The 17,004-nt window shown below is 46.0% G+C and carries 15 protein-coding genes; 5 read left to right on the top strand and 10 right to left on the bottom strand.

Annotated elements, in window-relative coordinates; genetic code table 11:
* Window positions 1-29 precede the first annotated feature (29 nt).
* Window positions 30-926: a 1-aminocyclopropane-1-carboxylate deaminase/D-cysteine desulfhydrase gene (locus R7093_RS03790; protein ID WP_031777262.1), complete on the top strand. Its 897-nt coding sequence runs from the start codon at window positions 30-32 to the stop codon at window positions 924-926.
* A 39-nt stretch (window positions 927-965) separates the two neighbouring features.
* Here the strand turns inward: R7093_RS03790 and R7093_RS03785 are convergent, their stop codons facing one another.
* Window positions 966-1,508, bottom strand: coding sequence for a hydrolase (locus tag R7093_RS03785; protein ID WP_005457944.1), 543 nt, complete (start codon window positions 1,506-1,508; stop codon window positions 966-968).
* 150 nt (window positions 1,509-1,658) lie between these two features.
* Window positions 1,659-2,519 carry a LysR family transcriptional regulator gene (locus R7093_RS03780; RefSeq protein ID WP_005494676.1) on the bottom strand — a complete coding sequence of 287 codons (861 nt, stop codon included), beginning with the start codon at window positions 2,517-2,519 and terminating at the stop codon, window positions 1,659-1,661.
* A 99-nt stretch (window positions 2,520-2,618) separates the two neighbouring features.
* Between R7093_RS03780 and R7093_RS03775 the strand changes: the two genes are divergently transcribed.
* On the top strand, window positions 2,619-3,683 hold the full coding sequence (locus R7093_RS03775) for an HlyD family secretion protein (RefSeq protein ID WP_047103347.1): 1,065 nt from the start codon (window positions 2,619-2,621) through the stop codon (window positions 3,681-3,683).
* A gap of 9 nt (window positions 3,684-3,692) precedes the next feature.
* Window positions 3,693-4,712: a DUF2955 domain-containing protein gene (locus R7093_RS03770; RefSeq protein ID WP_047103350.1), complete on the top strand. Its 1,020-nt coding sequence runs from the start codon at window positions 3,693-3,695 to the stop codon at window positions 4,710-4,712.
* A 1,002-nt stretch (window positions 4,713-5,714) separates the two neighbouring features.
* Here R7093_RS03770 and R7093_RS03765 read toward each other — a convergent pair.
* Together R7093_RS03765 and R7093_RS03760 are read right to left on the bottom strand one after the other, a co-directional pair.
* The gene (locus tag R7093_RS03765; RefSeq protein ID WP_047103352.1) at window positions 5,715-6,743 is read right to left on the bottom strand and encodes a methionine synthase; all 1,029 of its coding nucleotides are present in this window, start codon (window positions 6,741-6,743) and stop codon (window positions 5,715-5,717) included.
* A 30-nt stretch (window positions 6,744-6,773) separates the two neighbouring features.
* The gene (locus R7093_RS03760) at window positions 6,774-7,748 is read right to left on the bottom strand and encodes a DUF1852 domain-containing protein (RefSeq protein WP_005376733.1); all 975 of its coding nucleotides are present in this window, start codon (window positions 7,746-7,748) and stop codon (window positions 6,774-6,776) included.
* A gap of 1,101 nt (window positions 7,749-8,849) precedes the next feature.
* Here R7093_RS03760 and R7093_RS03755 point away from each other — a divergent pair.
* Complete coding sequence (locus tag R7093_RS03755; protein WP_318146512.1) at window positions 8,850-9,767, top strand: leukocidin family pore-forming toxin; 918 nt, start codon at window positions 8,850-8,852, stop codon at window positions 9,765-9,767.
* 75 nt (window positions 9,768-9,842) lie between these two features.
* Entirely contained in the window at window positions 9,843-10,526 is a 684-nt protein-coding gene (locus R7093_RS03750) for a hypothetical protein (RefSeq protein ID WP_047103354.1), read from the top strand.
* 65 nt (window positions 10,527-10,591) lie between these two features.
* On the opposite strand, the gene R7093_RS03745 is transcribed toward R7093_RS03750, so the two are convergent.
* The 6 genes from R7093_RS03745 to R7093_RS03720 all read right to left on the bottom strand — a co-directional run bounded on the left by R7093_RS03745 (window position 10,592) and on the right by R7093_RS03720 (window position 17,001).
* Window positions 10,592-11,296 carry an ABC transporter ATP-binding protein gene (locus tag R7093_RS03745; RefSeq protein WP_025767247.1) on the bottom strand — a complete coding sequence of 235 codons (705 nt, stop codon included), beginning with the start codon at window positions 11,294-11,296 and terminating at the stop codon, window positions 10,592-10,594.
* Between the two features lie 22 nt (window positions 11,297-11,318).
* On the bottom strand, window positions 11,319-12,602 hold the full coding sequence (locus tag R7093_RS03740) for an ABC transporter permease (protein ID WP_047103357.1): 1,284 nt from the start codon (window positions 12,600-12,602) through the stop codon (window positions 11,319-11,321).
* Window positions 12,603-12,604: 2 nt separating this feature from the next.
* Entirely contained in the window at window positions 12,605-13,819 is a 1,215-nt protein-coding gene (locus R7093_RS03735; protein WP_318146511.1) for an ABC transporter permease, read from the bottom strand.
* Window positions 13,816-15,087: a TolC family protein gene (locus R7093_RS03730; protein WP_047103361.1), complete on the bottom strand. Its 1,272-nt coding sequence runs from the start codon at window positions 15,085-15,087 to the stop codon at window positions 13,816-13,818. The genes R7093_RS03735 and R7093_RS03730 overlap by 4 nt, the downstream gene beginning before the upstream one ends.
* The gene (locus R7093_RS03725; RefSeq protein ID WP_005457947.1) at window positions 15,080-16,213 is read right to left on the bottom strand and encodes an efflux RND transporter periplasmic adaptor subunit; all 1,134 of its coding nucleotides are present in this window, start codon (window positions 16,211-16,213) and stop codon (window positions 15,080-15,082) included. The genes R7093_RS03730 and R7093_RS03725 overlap by 8 nt, the downstream gene beginning before the upstream one ends.
* Before the next feature lie 227 nt (window positions 16,214-16,440).
* Window positions 16,441-17,001, bottom strand: a complete 561-nt coding sequence (locus tag R7093_RS03720) for a GNAT family N-acetyltransferase (protein ID WP_222712516.1) — start codon at window positions 16,999-17,001, stop codon at window positions 16,441-16,443.
* Window positions 17,002-17,004 lie beyond the last annotated feature (3 nt).

Below are 17,004 nucleotides of genomic sequence, written 5' to 3'. Positions count from 1 at the left end.
GTGACACGGTTTATTCCGTCAGCATCGACATGAAACTCTCAGAAAGTCCTATCACCCAACATAGCTTTAATGGGCACAAATTTTTCCTTAAACGTGACGACATGCTCCACTCCCACTTTTCTGGGAACAAAGCACGTAAGTTTATGACGTTAATGGAAGAGCAAAATCCCGACATCACCACGTTAATAAGCTTTGGCTCCGCTCAATCTAATGCCATGTACTCGCTAGCGGCTCTCGCCCAGATTAAAGGTTGGGCATTTGAGTTTTATGTTCATCACATTCCATCTTGGCTAAAAAGCTCCCCCATCGGAAACTATCGCGGCGCTCTCGATTTGGGTATGAAAATCACCGCCATGCAAGACATCGGTAGCGAACTTCACCCTAGTGAATACATCCACCAGGTACGAAGAGTAGATGAGTCGACATTGCTGATTCCAGAGGGTGGACGTTCCCACCTCGCTGAAGCTGGCATCAAACAGTTAGCACGAGAAATTCTTGATTGGACGCGATTGAGAGGTAAAGAGCAGTTTACGGTCGCCCTGCCATCAGGTACTGGCACGACGGCTTTATATCTTCATAAACATTTAAGCCCACACGGCATAGAAGTGCTAACTTGCCCTTGCGTAGGCGATGCAGATTACTTAACTGAGCAGTTCAACCAGCTCGGTGAAAACAGCCACCCAACCATTTTAACCGTGCGCAACAAACACCATTTTGGTCGCTTGTACGAAGAAGATTACATCACATGGAAAGCACTCTTTGAGCAAACCGACCTCGAATTTGACCTGTTATACGACCCGTATATGTGGCAATGCCTCACCCCTTGGTTGGAAGAGAACACAGATAAAACGGTGATTTATATTCACCAAGGCGGGTTACTTGGCAACGAGTCGATGTTGCCAAGATATCAACGAGAATTTGAATAGCGTGTTCAAATAAAGTTGTTGCTGATTACAGTGATTCCACTATTTGATGAGCGCCAGAATTTCTTTGAATTCAGGTGCTCGGCAATCTTCGACCATTTCATACAAACACATTTCTAACCCAGTGAGCACCACACCGTTAGCGGTTAACTTCGCAAGAGCGAGCGCTTTATTGGCAGCGGTTCGGGAAGAGACACAATCCGTGACTAATTCAACGCGATAACCGGACTGGCGCAGAGAAACCGCGGTTTGATAGACGCAAATGTGGGATTCAATACCGCAAACCAACCAGGTATCAACTTTCGCGTTCTCCACCGCGACCTTAAACGTCGCCTCTTTGCAACCATCAAACGTGTACTTGGTAATAGGTAAATGCGTGCTTTCAAGCACTTCACGAATCGGCTCCGCGGTTGGGCCCAACCTTTCTGGATTCTGTTCTAGCCACAGAATAGGCAAATCTAGTGCTTTGGCGCCCTTTACCAGTTTCGTGATATTTTCAATCAGTGCGTCGCTTTCATGCATTAATGTAGCGAGTTTGCCCTGAACATCCACCACAATCAGGCCCGTGTTTCCTTTCGATAACATTTCCATCTCCTATCTTGTGCGACCACAAACCATACTCAACAAGTTGAGCAACAGTTAATGTATCAGAACCCTTTCATGTTAGAGCAATAAAACCTAGAAAGATGACCTTCGCTCACACATTTGCCCTTAGGTAAGAGTGGTTTGAACTGACTATTTAAATTTCTCTCGAATTAGTTCAATCAAGGCTTTGACTTTATTGGGCAGAAATAAGGCCGAGGGATAAATCAGAGTAAGATGCTGCTTCGGATGCGCAAATTGAGGCAGCACCTCGACCAACAAACCATCTCGCAATGCAGGCTTGGAATGAATTTGTGGAATAAACGCGATGCCGTTTCCTGCTATCGCCATCGAGCGCAGCAAGTTGAGGTCGTCCGAGCGCAACGCAACATGCAGATCTGAATCGAGCAAATCAGCATTGTAACGATTAGTTAAAAGGCGATGCTGCTTAAGATCTTCCACCGTTTTTACTGGCGGATGCGATTCTAGATAGGCTTTTGACGCAACAAAGTGACTACGATAAGGCAAAAGACTGAACTGCACATAGCTGTCATCGGTGACTTTGACCACGCTCGGAAGAAGCTGCAAATCAAACGATTGACGCTTGAGATCGACACTCTCTTGATGGTTTTCAATCTCGACCGAAATATCCGGATACCGCGTTGTGTACTCGGTGATGATCGCGTTAAACGCGGCAGAGCTCATCAATGCGGAAGGAATGGCTAAACGCACCTTGCCCGTCAGCTCTTGTTGATATTCATGCATGGCATTTAAACCTTGCTGAATATGGTCAATAGGCTGCCCCACCAACTCAAACAAGCGTTTCCCGTGCTCCGTCAACTCAATGCTGCGTGTTGTGCGAATCAAAAGCTGTACCCCGAGTGATTTCTCTAATTCTTGCAGGCGACGACTCACTTTTGAGCGTTGTAGTTGATTCGCCTCTGCCGCTGCACTTATACCGCCGTGAACCACCGTCTGAGTGAATAGGTAAATATCATCAAAACTAACGTTCATTGTCCTATTTTTAGGTCATTTATGTTCGTATTATCATTCTACTGAATTGTGAGTGACTTCTCTATAATCCGCTATCCAATATGTTTAACGGAACTTGTAATGACGGCTGACCAAAAATTCAAACACTGGATGCGAACTTTGATTGTCCTGTTCATCGTACTATTTTTGTACATTATCATTGCTGACCGCCACGCACCCTTAACGACCGAAGGACGAGTGCAAGGATACGTTGTCCAAGTCGCACCCGAGGTATCTGGTAAAGTGACCGACGTTCTCATCGAGAATAACCAGTCCGTTCAAAAAGGCGATGTGTTGTTTACGATTGATGATCGTAAATACAAGATAGCGCTTGAACAGGCGGAGCTGTCTCTGCAATCCGCCTATGAAAAAGAAGCAACACTGTATTCTCAACGCGAAGCCGCTCTTGCCAATATTGCCCGCGCACGAGCGACATTTGATAATGCACACCGCGAGTACAACCGCTTACTGACACTATCGAAGCAGAAAGTCATCTCTCAATCGACACTCGATAATGCCTTTGCCCAAAATCAGGTATCACGTGCAGCGCTTAAAGCGGAACGACAAAACTTAAAAGTCATTGAGGCGCAATTAGGCGACCAAAAAGGTCAAAGCACCGCCGTTCGAATTGCCAAAAACGGCATCGAAAAGGCGCAACTTGATTTGGCAAATACCGCGGTACTCGCTCCCAGTGATGGTGTCGTGACCAACCTGCAACTAGAAGTTGGCACGATGGCAAACACCAACATGCCATTGCTGACGTTTGTACCAACAGGATCACTCTGGGTAGCCGCTGATTTTCGTGAAAAATCCGTCGCGAACGTAGACAAGACTTTCCACGCCTTGGTCACATTTGATGCCAACCCAGGTTCGGTGTACGACTTTGATTTAGCTAGCCGCGATTACGGTGTAGCAGCCGCACAACAAACGCCTAATGGCGCACTAACCAAAGTGGAAGTGAACAACCGCTGGGTACGTGATGCGCAGCGTACACGAGTGAACCTAACCAGCAGCGATGAGTTACCACCAGCACTGTTTGTCGGCTCTCGCGCTACCATTGTTTTGTACCCAGACAACAGCATTTTCTGGCAGTTGATGGCGCAAGCACAGATTCACCTCGCAAGCTGGTTCCACTTCATTTACTAGGCGGCGACAATGAAAACCTTACGAATTTGGTTCGGCTGCTCTTTAGGACTCGCGCTAAGCATGATCTTCGGTTGGTCTTACGGATTTTTTGCCATCATGATGCCGCTGTTTATATTGGGCAGAATGGACAACTTTAATCTAGCGGCTTTATTGATCGTGTTTTTCTCTGCGGTGTGGACAACCATACAAGCCACATTTTTGCTGGAATACTTGCAGTTTCATCCAACATTAATGACCATTGCCGTCGGAATCATGATGCTGTTCAAGTGCATTGCAATGATGAACCAGAAAACCTATTTGTTTGGTTACATGGGGCTGTTGGTGGGTTCAATTGTGTTGAATTTTGCCAGCTATAACTTCATGGATATTGAAGAGTTCAATGTCAACATGTGGGTGATGGCGTTCAGCAATATTTTTGTTTGCGCATTCGCGTATTGGTTGTTCCCTGAGCCAAAATCCTCCGCCGAACACATTGAGATATCGACCCCCGTAAAAAGCGATATTGACTACATCAGCCAAGTTGCCATGGGTTGGGTAGTGGCGATGGCGGCATTTATCGTATTCCAAGTAGCAGACTTATATGACTCGCTATCCGCACAAGCTTCCATTTTGATCATCCTAACCCCAATGACTTTAGCGGGCTCGCTCGCCATGGCAAAAATTCGCATCATCGGCACCGCACTAGGCTGCATCGCAGGGATGGCTGTTCAGCTCATATTGGGCAGTTGGTATGGGCATGGGCTACTCTTTTGGCTCGCCTTTACCATTGCGATGGGGCCATTCTGCTTGTGGCTCACCAAGGGGCAAATTAAAGCGGCTATCGCGTTTTCTGCCATGTCTGCCCTATCGGTTCCGCTGACGACCTCATTGGTGCCAGAACAAAAAGACGCGTTCTTTTCGATCTTGTACCGTTTCAGCTCGATTTTCGTTGCGGTTCTGCTCACCGCGATGGTGATGTGGGTGGTGCATCACTGGATTCGTGTGATGTTGCTAAAGCATCCTGAGATTAAGAACGTAGAGTTGAATTAAATCTGGCCGAGGCTGGAAACGGGAAATGTATGCCGCTCACTTTACTGTGAGCGGCATTTTTATTTAAAACGGTCACCCTGAACATCGAGGAACGAGCGTGGTTCAGGATCGACTCACCGAGTGCTGTGAAGTTCTGAGGTTATCGCCATTTTCCAGTGAGTTAGTAGATTCCTAGTCTCGTCTAGACTCGCTGGAATGACCCAAATTTGAATACAAGCCAAATAGTTGGGTAGGTGAGTAACGTATCTCTTAACATCCGTCATCCTGAACAGCGAAGGACGAACGTGATTCAGGAGCTACCCACCGAGTGCTTTGAGGTTCGTAGACTATCGCTATTTCCCAGCGAGTTGTAATCAGATTCCTAGTCTCGTCTAGACTCGCTGGAATGACCCTATCTTGGAGCAGATCCAATACCTAGGGTTGTGGCGAGCAATGTATCTTCCAACATCCGTCATCCTGAACAGCGAGGGACGAGCGTGATTCAGGATCTACCCACCGAGTGCTTTGAAGTGCGAAAGTTATCGTCATTTCCTAGCGAGCTGTAATCAGATTCCTAGTCTCGTCTAGACTCGCTGGAATGACCCTATCTTGGAGCTGCTCAAATATCGGTTTTGTGGCGAGCGATGTATCTTCCAACATCCGTCATCCTGAACAGCGAGGGACGAGCGTGATTCAGGAGCTCCCCACCGAGTGCTTTGAGGTTCGTAGACTATCGCTATTTCCCAGCGAGTTGTAATCAGATTCCTAGTCTCGTCTAGACTCGCTGGCATAACCCAAATTTGAATACAAGCCAAATAGTTGGGTATGTGAGTAACATATCTCCCAACATCCGTCATCCTGAACAGCGAGGGACGAGCGTGATTCAGGATCTACCCACCGAGTGCTTTGAAGTGCAAAAGTTATCGTCATTTCCTAGCGAGCTGTAATCAGATTCCTAGTCTCGTTTAAACTCGCTAGATTGACCCTAATTTTAGTTCATGGTGCGGAGCCTAAGTATTAATATCAACCCACCAACTCTTTACGAATGATCTCCGCACCCGCACTTAACGCATTGAGCTTAGCGGTCGATACTTCACGAGACAAAGGTGCCATACCACAGTTGGTACATGGGTAAAGCTTGTCGGCATCAACGTACTTCAACGCCTCTCGCAATGTGTTCGCTACTTCTTGTGGCGTTTCAATTTCGTTGGTAGCGACGTCAATCGCACCAACCATCACCTTCTTACCGCGAATCAACTCAAGTAACTCAATAGGCACTCGTGAGTTATGACACTCAAGCGAGATAATATCGATATTTGACTGCTGCAATTTAGGGAATACTTCTTCATATTGTCGCCATTCAGTGCCTAGCGTTTGCTTCCAATCTGTGTTCGCTTTGATGCCGTAGCCATAGCAGATATGCACCGCCGTTTCACATTTCAGCCCTTCAATCGCACGCTCTAAACATGCAATGCCCCACTCGTTCACATCATCGAAGAACACATTGAACGCAGGTTCATCGAATTGAATGATATCGACACCTGCCGCTTCAAGCTCTTTCGCTTCTTGGTTGAGGATCTTTGCAAATTCCCAAGCCAGCTTTTCACGGCTACCGTAATGATCATCATAAAGTGTGTCGATCATCGTCATAGGGCCTGGCAGCGCCCACTTGATAGGTTGCTTAGTTTGCTGACGCAAGAACTTGGCATCTTCAACAAACACGGGCTTTGTGCGGCTTACTGGGCCAACCACAGTCGGAACACTTGCTTCATAACGGTTGCGAATGGTCACCGTTTTGCGGTTTTCAAAATCTACGCCGCTTAAATGCTCAATAAAGGTCGTCACAAAATGTTGCCGAGTTTGCTCGCCATCACTGACGATATCAACGCCTGCCAGTTCTTGTTCTTGCAAAGCGACACGTAGCGCATCGCGTTTGCCATCAATCAGTTCTTCACCTTGCAGTTTCCACGGTGACCAAAGTTTTTCTGGTTCGGCCAACCAAGAAGGTTTCGGTAAGCTGCCAGCCGTTGAAGTCGGTAATAGTGTTTTCATCGTCATTCCTTTCTAGATTCTCGTTATCGATTACGCGCAGCTTGCAGACCATTGTTCAAGCACAGATTGATAAGGTTTGATGAAATGCTCCTCGGCAAATTTCCCTTGTTCAATCGCCAGTTGGCTGCGCTCTTCTCGGTCGTAAACGATTTGAGTTAGCGAGTGGTCTAGGTTTTTTAAGTTTGGCTGGTAGCAATTACCGGCAACCGCGTTGGCATTGTAAATCTCAGGTCGGTAAATCTTCTGGAATGTCTCCATCGTGCTAATCGTACTGATAAGCTCTAGGTTTGAATAATCGTTCAACAAGTCACCGAAGAAGTAGAATGCCAATGGTGCAACACTGTTTGGCGGCATAAAGTAGCGCACCTGTAAGCCCATCTTTTTGAAGTACTGCTCCGTCAACGAAGATTCGTTCGGCTGATATTCAAAGCCCAAAACAGGATGTTGGTTTTCGGTGCGTCGATATACCTTGTTGTCCGATACGCTCAGACAAATCACTGGCAGCTTTTTGAAATGCTGTTTGTAAGACTCAGAATTAACGAAAGCTTTGAACAGTTTGCCATGCAAATCACCGAAGTTCGCTGGGATACTGAACTGTGGCTGGTTTTTGTTGTGGTCCAACAGCAAAACGCTAAAGTCGTAATCACGCACGTATGAAGAGAAGTTGTTGCCCACAATGCCTTCGATACGCTCGTTAGTGTTGTGGTCAACAATGTTAGTTTTGAGCACTTCAATCGATGGGAATGCTTCTCCACTACCTTGGATATCCATATCAACAGAGATGATTTCAAGTTCAACTGAGTAGCGGTCACCTTGCGCGTTATCCCAATATGCCAACGCATTAAAACGATTATCGATCATTCGGAGCGCATTGCGCAGATTCTCTCGGCGGTAGTTTCCGCGAGCCAGATTAGCAAAGTTGGTAGTGATTCGCGTGTTGTCTGATGGTTGGTAATTCTCATCAAAGCGAATGCTTTTGATAGCAAATGTGAAATCGTTATTCATCGTGAGTTGGTATCCTATTTCCTTAGATAAAGCAGACTTTTCCTAACTCTGTGCATGGGGACATTTTTTGTTTTTTGGTTTTCCCAATCGTTAGGTTGCACAGCACTTACGACGAACGGTTCGTACAAAAAACGACCGTCGCAGTGCCTAACACCAGAGCAGTCCTTTTTTTATACTTGCTTCACGAGTTGAGTAATATTGGTATTGTTTCACATTGAACATGAAGGAAATTCATAGTGGCAGTTCCAACCCTGAGAGAGCTATCGTAGATACTGTTTTTCATTGACACCAATACACGTAACTTGGCGAGCATATTGCCAATATGTGTAATTAAGAAACGGATAAGAGATTAGCAGTACGTAAACCAGTTTAAGCCGAGAAAACGCATTGTATGAACAAGGCACCAACTGGAATATAGGGCAGCGTAACTTAAATAGCACTTTTCACACTCCATCGTTTATTCAAGCATTCGTTTAATTAGAAGTACGTTACATTTTATATTCTCGAAACATGATTATTTAATAATCTTATTTATTTCTTTTTCTATCTTTACCATCTTAAACGTAAAGTTTAATTTCCTGCTGTAAAAGCACATATAACTTCATACACGAACATGGCAACTTCATTGACGGACTTTATCACTAAACTATTACATTAAGCTCTAAAAAAATAATAACAAAAAAAACATAAGCCACTGTTTTAATTTGAATTAAACCCATAAACCCGAGATAACCACATAACGATACTTTACTTAATTTGGTATAACAAAAACCCTAAAAATAACATGGCTAACATTTATAAAATTCACTTTTATCAATAGAAAATCTCAATACAACATTAGAAAATTAAAATTAAGCAATAACTTAAAAAGACAAGACTTAATAACCAAATTCTTATTTATTATAGTTGAGTGGTGAATTTAAAAACTATGAGACATTAATCCCACGAATCTATCCTTTTTCTTTTTTTAATAAAAAACAAGATGCACTATTTCACCGCTCATTTATTGAGCTTGAATTTATAACCTGTCCATAATTATAAAGTGCCCATCAAGATGGTTTAAAACAAAAGTCTTTATGGGCTGACTAATAGGAAAAAATAATGGAAAAACAGCATCTTTCCGCGAGTATTATCGCACTCGCTTTACTTGGTTCTTTAGCACCAGCACATGCTGAAGATACATTGAAATCTTACACTTCGACATTGCTTCAGCTTGATGATGGTGATGCACGCTCGAAAAAAATCCGCTTAATTTATTCTTTAGAAAATGTCTGGAACCAATCTTTGCTACCAAATGGCGCTAAAGAAGCCAAGTTGATCCTAAATGGCGGTTCTGGCTTCGACATGACTAATGTTCCAAACAAAGAACAAATCTATGGTTTTGCTACTGGGGGAGATTACCGTTACACCGTTCCAACGGCTTTTAAGCTGGCACTGAGCTATTTAAATGGCGCCCCTTTACGCCACATGAGCCATGCTCCAGAAAACACCATTGCAACGGCATCTGTCAGTGAGTCTCTAGATTTTAACCTTGGATTCAGTGCTTCTACTTCTCCAAATATTAGTGGGGAAATCTCCTGGAGCAACCGTGTAACGTACGACCAGCCCGAGTTTCAAACGGTCGCCGATTTTAACCAAGCTAACGAAAGCATTAATTGGTTAATTGAAAACAAGACTATCCGCCATAATACGCCAGCTAAAGACTGGTTATTGTATCGTTGGACCAGTTGTGACATGGGTAATTTGATAGATTACAATGAGTTACCTGTCGTTATGCGTTCAGATTTTAAACCACAAGTCGGCGTCGTATATAGAAAAAATGACATTCAAGATGGCCTAGATACATCAGAGGTCAAGCTGGTTGCTGGTTGGCGAAAAACCAATTACTACTTTGGTCGCGACTGGTGTAGCTGGTATACCACACCAGAAAATACCTGGAAGAAAAATCGTGATAGCAGTCAATGGACAGAGACTAGCCGAGCCGTAACTATCTCTTGGAATGACGATCTCTACCACTAACTTATTAGCCTGCGGCCACGGAATAAATAAGTGGCCGCCGCATTTACTAATGAAATAAACGGTAAGACATGACACATGACAAGTAACAAAAAACTCTTGACTGGATCGGCGCTAGCACTTGGTGCAGTACTCGCCATATTTCTGATTAATTCAAATAACAAGAATGCCCAGACCGAACCTGTTGCAAGCCTTGACGAGCAAATCAAGACAGAAGACGCTGCGACAATAAGTGTAACGCCTCCTGAGAGCAATGCTGCTCAAGAGGTTGTTACCGCTCCAACACCACTAAGTCGCAATGATGATACTTCCGACGTCATTCCAGCTACACCTTGGATATCTGCCCCATTAAATGAACTGAGCAATGAACTGTACGATTTTATTGAAGCTGAACAGGTAAGTTACATCAGTACGACCGACTATCCATTCGACGAGAAAAAGCAAAAACAATTGCGAACATTAGCTAAGCAAGGGGTTCCTATCTTGTTTGACAATACGGAGTCATCCTATTTGGATAGCTACGGTGTCAGCGAAACCAAAGTCGTATCAGAGTATTTTGGTACGGCGTCTGAAGGTGATGTCATCATCGCTACCGGAGTACAGAATGCAGATGGCAGCATTCATTATCTAGTTTTGCCTTTGAAGAGCAAAGATCTCAACGATAACAGTAAATTGATTGAGGACACTAAGCTCGCAATCACTCTACTTAAAGAACAAAAGCATGACTTGATAAAAGAGAGACAAAACGAACATCGCGAATAAAAGTAAAGGGAGATAGCCTCTGTATCGCTATTTCCCTTAAAACTCAGTTCTCAATTAAGAAAAGCTCATTTCTCCCTACTTACCGGCACCCTATCCGAAATCACCTTGCCGTCTTTGATGGTGATGATGCGTTTAGTGCGCTCTGCCAGAGCGTTATCGTGCGTCACGATGATCAGCGTTCTACCTTCGGCGTGGAGTTGGTTGAACAAGGCTTCAATCTCTGCGCCGGATTTTGAATCCAATGCACCCGTTGGTTCATCTGCTAAGATGATTTGCGGATCGTTGACCAAGGCTCTTGCAATCGCGACCCTCTGTTTTTGACCACCAGAAAGCTGGTTTGGTTTATGGTCTAAACGATCCCCTAGCCCGACTTGCTCTAGCAATTTAGCTGCGCGCTGGCGACGTTCTTTGGCTTTGATACCAGAGTAAACCAACGGCAGTGCCACGTTATCAAGCGCCGTCGCGTATTCCAATAAGTTAAAGCTTTGGAAGACAAATCCGATCTTTTGGTTACGAATGCCAGCCAGCTCATTCGCACTTAAACTTGCGACGTTTTGGCCGCCAAGTTGGTACTTGCCATCGGTGGGCTTGTCTAAACAGCCGAGCATGTTCATCAACGTTGATTTGCCTGAACCGGACGGGCCAAGAATCGAAAGAAACTCGCCTTGATTAATGGTTAAGTCAACGCCGTCTAGCGCGCGAACTTCCGCCTCCCCGCTTGAGTAGTATTTACAGATGTTGGTCAGCTCAACAAGCGGCTTGTTCGACATGTTCTTTCCAGAGTTATTGTTGTTATTCACTTTGTAGCGCCTCCAATGGGCTGACTTTTGCGGCTCGGTTTGCAGGTAACCATGCAGATGCCACACCAATTATCACTAAGGTGAGGATGACAATCGCGACAACGATCCACGACAACTCAGGGACAGGTTTACCCAGTTGTTCATAAAAGGCATTGCCCTCTAAAGGAATGGAACTGATGGCAGACACCAGCGCGTATGTCACGGCTAACCCAAACGCCCCCCCCATCATCATTGTCAATAAAGACTGTACTAAATAGTGCATGCGAATAGCCGTTGGGGTTGCACCGACTGCCATGCGCACACCGATATCACGCGTAGATCGCTTTACGGTGGCATACATCACATTGGCAATACCGACGCCAGCAACAGCTAACGTCACGAAGCCGATAATGCCAAGGAAACTCTGCAAACCTATCAGAAACTGCTGCATACTCTTTTGTTTAAGGAACATATCGTCAACTTGGACGACCTGCTCATCGCTGACACTTGCCCCGTGTTTACGGGCAATCACTTGCCTGATCGTCTTTGCTAAGGCTTCTCGGTCTACATCCGCTTGTGGCTGCACATTGATGCCACCAATTTCACCGTTGACATGAAATCGCTTCCACGTCGCTAACGGCACAAAGCTGGAATAGTTGATAAGATCCCCCAGTTCTATTTGGGCGCTGTTTTTCTCCAATACGCCCACAACGGTGAACTCCTCATTGCCGATTTTTACCTTTTGCCCCACAGGTTTGACTTGCAATGTGACTGTCGCAAACCAACTAAAGTCCTCATTCGGGTTGAATAAGTCGGCTGCCAGTTCATAACCCAGTACAACGACTTTGCGGGTCTCTTTTTGATCGAGTGGATTTAACCATCGCCCCCCCGCCATCGGCACCAAATTGGTCATGGATTGAAACTCGCTCGTGACCGCTAACGGCTCTTGCCACGAGCTTCTGTCACCAACGGTGATACGCTCTTTCCACTTCGCCGTTGGCGCAACGCTTTTTACATCGGGTAACGCTCGAACGACCTCTGAATCGTCCATTTTTAATGTCAGAAACTTGCCTTGGTGAAAAGCACCGTGGTCGACGGTGGCCATCCCTCCGGTCAAATAGATCAAGTTGCCGTTACCATTTTGTGCGGTTTTCAATACGCCCTGACGAATGCCCTCACCTACCGCCAACATAGCAGCGATACAGAGGGTCGCCCACGCTACAGCCAGAATGGTCAAACCCAATCTCAACTTTTCTGCGGCCATTTCTTGGAAAGTTTGTCTCATCGGTAACAACATGACTAGGCCCTCGCATTCAAAGCAATGACTGGTGTGAGACGTGATGCTCGCCTTGCTGGGAAATACGATGCCATCAATGCCAAGATAAGCGTCACAAGTAAAGACCAAGCAATGGAATCTGGCGTGATCACAGGTAAACCCATCCATTCCGGTAATGCCATGCTGCTTAGGACAGATACCACTGCATACGAAAACATCAGACCTAATGCCGTGCCCACGGCTACCAAAATAAGCCCCTCAAGAATAAACTGACTGAGTATGGATTTTTGAGTCGCCCCGATCGCCAAACGCACACCGATTTCACGCGTGCGCTCCGTGACAGATAAAAACATGATGTTGGCAACGCCAAGCGCACCGACCGCCATGGTCATCGCGCCACTCGCTCCGAGAAAAATCTGAATGCCACGCAAAATTCCACTGATGACCGCCGCACCTTCACTAAAATCGGGTAATTCGACCGCATCTTTATCACTTGGGTCAAAATGAAACTGCTTGGCGAAAAAGTTCACGATATTTTGTCGAAACGACGATGCATCCATCCCTTCTCTCGGCTTCATCAATACCATCCAAGGTTTCGCATCCCACAAATCGCGGTACGTTGTTTGAGGAATGAAAACCGTGCGGCTATCGCCGAATGAAATGCCAGTGTCCTCACCAACGGTTATCCCAATCACCAAAAACGGAATGCCGTTGACTTTGAGCCTATCCCCGATTTGGATTCCGCCCATTTGCGCAATTTGATCGCCTAACACCGCCACGCGAGTGTGGTTGTCCATATCACTGGGTGACAGGTTTCTCGAACCGGATTGCAGCTTGCGTTGCATTAAAGGAAAGTAAGACGTATCAATACCGCTGACCGTACTCGATAAATTCTGTCCTTTGAGATTGGTGATATTCACATCCCATTTGGCGTAAACGCTCGACGCCTGTTGCACGAAGCCCGACTGTTTGATCATGTCGACTTTTTCTTGTGGAATATCAATTTGTCGCCTTGAAGGTAACCCTTGCCACGGTTTACTGGTGCTCGATGGAAACACCACTTGCACATTGTTGATCATAAACGAAAACGACTGGGTCTGATGGCGATAAAAGCCTTCGCCAAGTGCGATTAACACCACCACAGAGATCACGCCCCAAGCAATCGCGATAATGGCTAGCACGCTCTTCATGCGGTGCGCCATCAACGTTTGCCAAGTTTGTTGCAATAGGCTGCTCATGAATGAAAAGCCCGAGAGATCAACGCCATGGTATCGTCATCGAGTTTCCCTGCGGTTTGCAGTAAGCCGATTCTCTTACGCCAGTAGCTGTACAAGTTGGTTTGCAGACTGTTTTTCGCCTCAAACAAGCTGTTGTGTGCGCTGATAACTTCCGACACTTCAAGCAGACCAGCGTCGTAAAGTTTCTCTTTGCTTTGCAACACTCTGGCGCGCGACTCAACCAGCTCGTTCGCTATCAAAACTTGATTCCAGTTGATATCGACCTGCGTAAACTGCTGAATAACTCGTTTCTGAATATCAATTTCCACTCTACGCATATCTTGCTTGGCGCTTAAAATGTTCAACGATGCTTCGTCCACTTTCGCTCGCACTGCACCATTGAGGTCAATCGGCAAACTCAAACTAATCCCAGCGTTAAACTCGCCGTTTGAACGATTGTCACCATCGCTGTAGCCCACACTGCCTTTGACGGTCGGGTAGTATCCACCTTTAGCTGAATCTTTCGCGAACTCGCTCGCTTTCACCATCTGCGCCGCCACCAACAGCTCTGGACTGCTGTCTGTCGCTAGCTTTAGCCATTGCTCCTGAGAGTTCACCAGCATCGGTGGCTGAATCAAAGAATCCGTTCGAATTTGGTCGACACTCTCGGGCATTTGATTGATTAACGCCGCAAGATCTGCTTTTTTCACTTCGAGATCGGCTTTTGCATTGAGGATACTTGCTTGCTCAGAGACTTGATTCGCTCGCATCTCTTCAACATCAACCGACTTCACTTTGCCTGCTCGATAGCGTTTCTCGATGATGTTGAGAAGTTCTTTCCCCTCCTCCAGCTTGGACTGCGCCAATTTGAGGTCGCCCTGTGCGCTTGCCACATCTAGGTAAGCAGTGAGAAACTTCTGCGCAAGCTCGTTATGCGATTGAGATAGCTCTAACTGTGCTTTGAGATAATTGGCATTCGCTTGATCCAGTTCCGACCACAAGCTGCTATCCCAAATAGTTTGAGATAAGGTAGCGCCGTAACTGTTCGAATGGCTTGAGGACTCATTCCAATCCGCTGACGCACTGGCACTTAAACCCGGCAATAACGCACTGCGGCTACTCTGTACGCCAACCTCGCCAAGCTGGACGCCGATTTTCGCTTTTTCGTAATTTGGATCGTTCTGCTTTGCTTGTTGCCAAGCTTGTTCAATAGAAATTGCGTAGGTCGGCAAACTGAGCGTGGCAGCCAACAATGCAAAGGCGATTGTTGATCGTTGCAGCTTAACCATGCGCCGCTCCCATCATACTGTTGTCGATAACCTCTTCATCAAGCTCCACGCCGTCAAGCACTTCGACATTGATGCCATCTGACAGACCGAGTTTCACAGGTTGTTTATGAAACCCTTGTTCTGAGCTATCGGGGATCAGAACATTCGGTGCGTCACCATCAAATTGCAGAGCGCGCTCCGGTAGCGTGAGTACGTTTTCAGACTTCTTAAGAATGATTTGAGCCGTCGACGAAAACCCAGAACGAAGCAACACATCTTGTGGGATCTTGAGTTCTCCCACTTCAACCTCAAAACCGTTATCAAAACTTTTTGCCGAAGCGTTGCCTTCTGGTGAGTTAAGGTTCTCAGATTGAATCGCCACTTTGGTTAGCACACCAGAAATCGCCACATCAGGATAAGGCGCAACCGTCAACATAACGGGCATTCCCGGAGACAACTGCGCAGCATCATGCTCACTGACGCTACCTTTAAAAATCAGACTGTTCATGTCGGCCAATGACATCATTTCAGTCGCGGCTTGGCTTGATTGAGTCGAGATGATCGGCTCTCCGACCTCTACTTTCTGGTTGAGTACTGTGCCATCAATTGGCGCGTAGATCGTCGACGTTAAACGCGCATCGCCGATAGACGCCTCACCACTGCGGATGAGTTCGAGATTCTGGCGCTTTTGCAATACGTCCGCTTGCGCAGATTTGACTGCCGAGCGCGCACTTACGTATTCGTCGTAGTTACTTGGAATAATGTCCTGCTTGACCAAGCTTTCTAAGTTGGACAGTTTTTGTTTGGCGGATTCCAGATCGGCTTCGCTACGCATGAGTTCTGCCGATGCATCCGTTAATGCTTGGGGAGTTGGGTTTGGACGCACTTTGATCAGCGGCTGGCCTTGCTTCACCTTTTCACCAACTTTCGCGTACACTTCACCGACGATACCGTCGATTTGTGACTTGATAGACACAGAGTGTGCAGGGACAATTTTACCAACAGCCACCGCTTGTTTTTCAATCGTGCCTTTTTCCACAATCAATGTAGGCAGCAATTCTGGTTGAGCAGCAGATTGGAGATAGAAATACGTACCACCGCCGAGCAGCGCGATGCTCACAGCGGAGACAAGCCAACGTTTCGTCATTATTTATTCCAACAATTATTGGGTAGTCTAATGACTACTCCTAAAACACAAAGTTGAAGGAATAATATCCTGCTTTAATAGAGGTTTGGTTGTCACAGTTGGTATGGTTTTGTCAGTCGCCTCTGACAATCAAAGACTAAAAAATCTCGAGGAATCATTCAGCAAAGACGCTGTCTACGATGGCGACTAACATGCTCTGTAACCGCTCGTTTCAACCGCTATCAATTTCATTCTGAACAATGTGCAAAATGGCGCAGTTCGATATCCTCCAATTGCATATCCATACAGTCTTGCGCCTCACGCCCTAGAGCAGGAAAAACTGCATGCGCTTTTAAAATGCCTTGGCTGATAAAGCCGCATTTCTCCAACACACGGATACTCGCGTGGTTGCCAATATGCGGGGCGGTGCGAATGCGCGTTATACCCAAGCTTTGCAGGTAGACAACGCCAAGTTTGCAGGCTTGGGTTGCATAGCCTTTTCCCCGATAGCGAGCAGAAATACCAAAATGGATTTCACTGCTGTCTTGCTCAGGTATCAGCACCAGACAACCAATAGGAGTTTGAGAAGTGAGTTCTTCAATAGCGAAGACTAATAGATTGGGAGACTTTTGATCATATTGAGCACGCCATCTTTCGATAGCTTCAAGGGTTTGATTAACATTTTGGTGGACTTGGCGATTGAGGAAGCGGCATGCTTGCTCATCGCCTAAATAGTTTTCAAACAGGGGAGCAGCGTCTGTTGTTTTGAGGTATCTGATTGCCACTTGTTGAGATTCAACTCTCATCATGAT

Source organism: Vibrio sp. 1580 (genome assembly GCF_033340055.1).
Note: the sequence above shows the minus strand (reverse complement) of the source record. Positions and strands in the feature narration are given on the sequence as shown.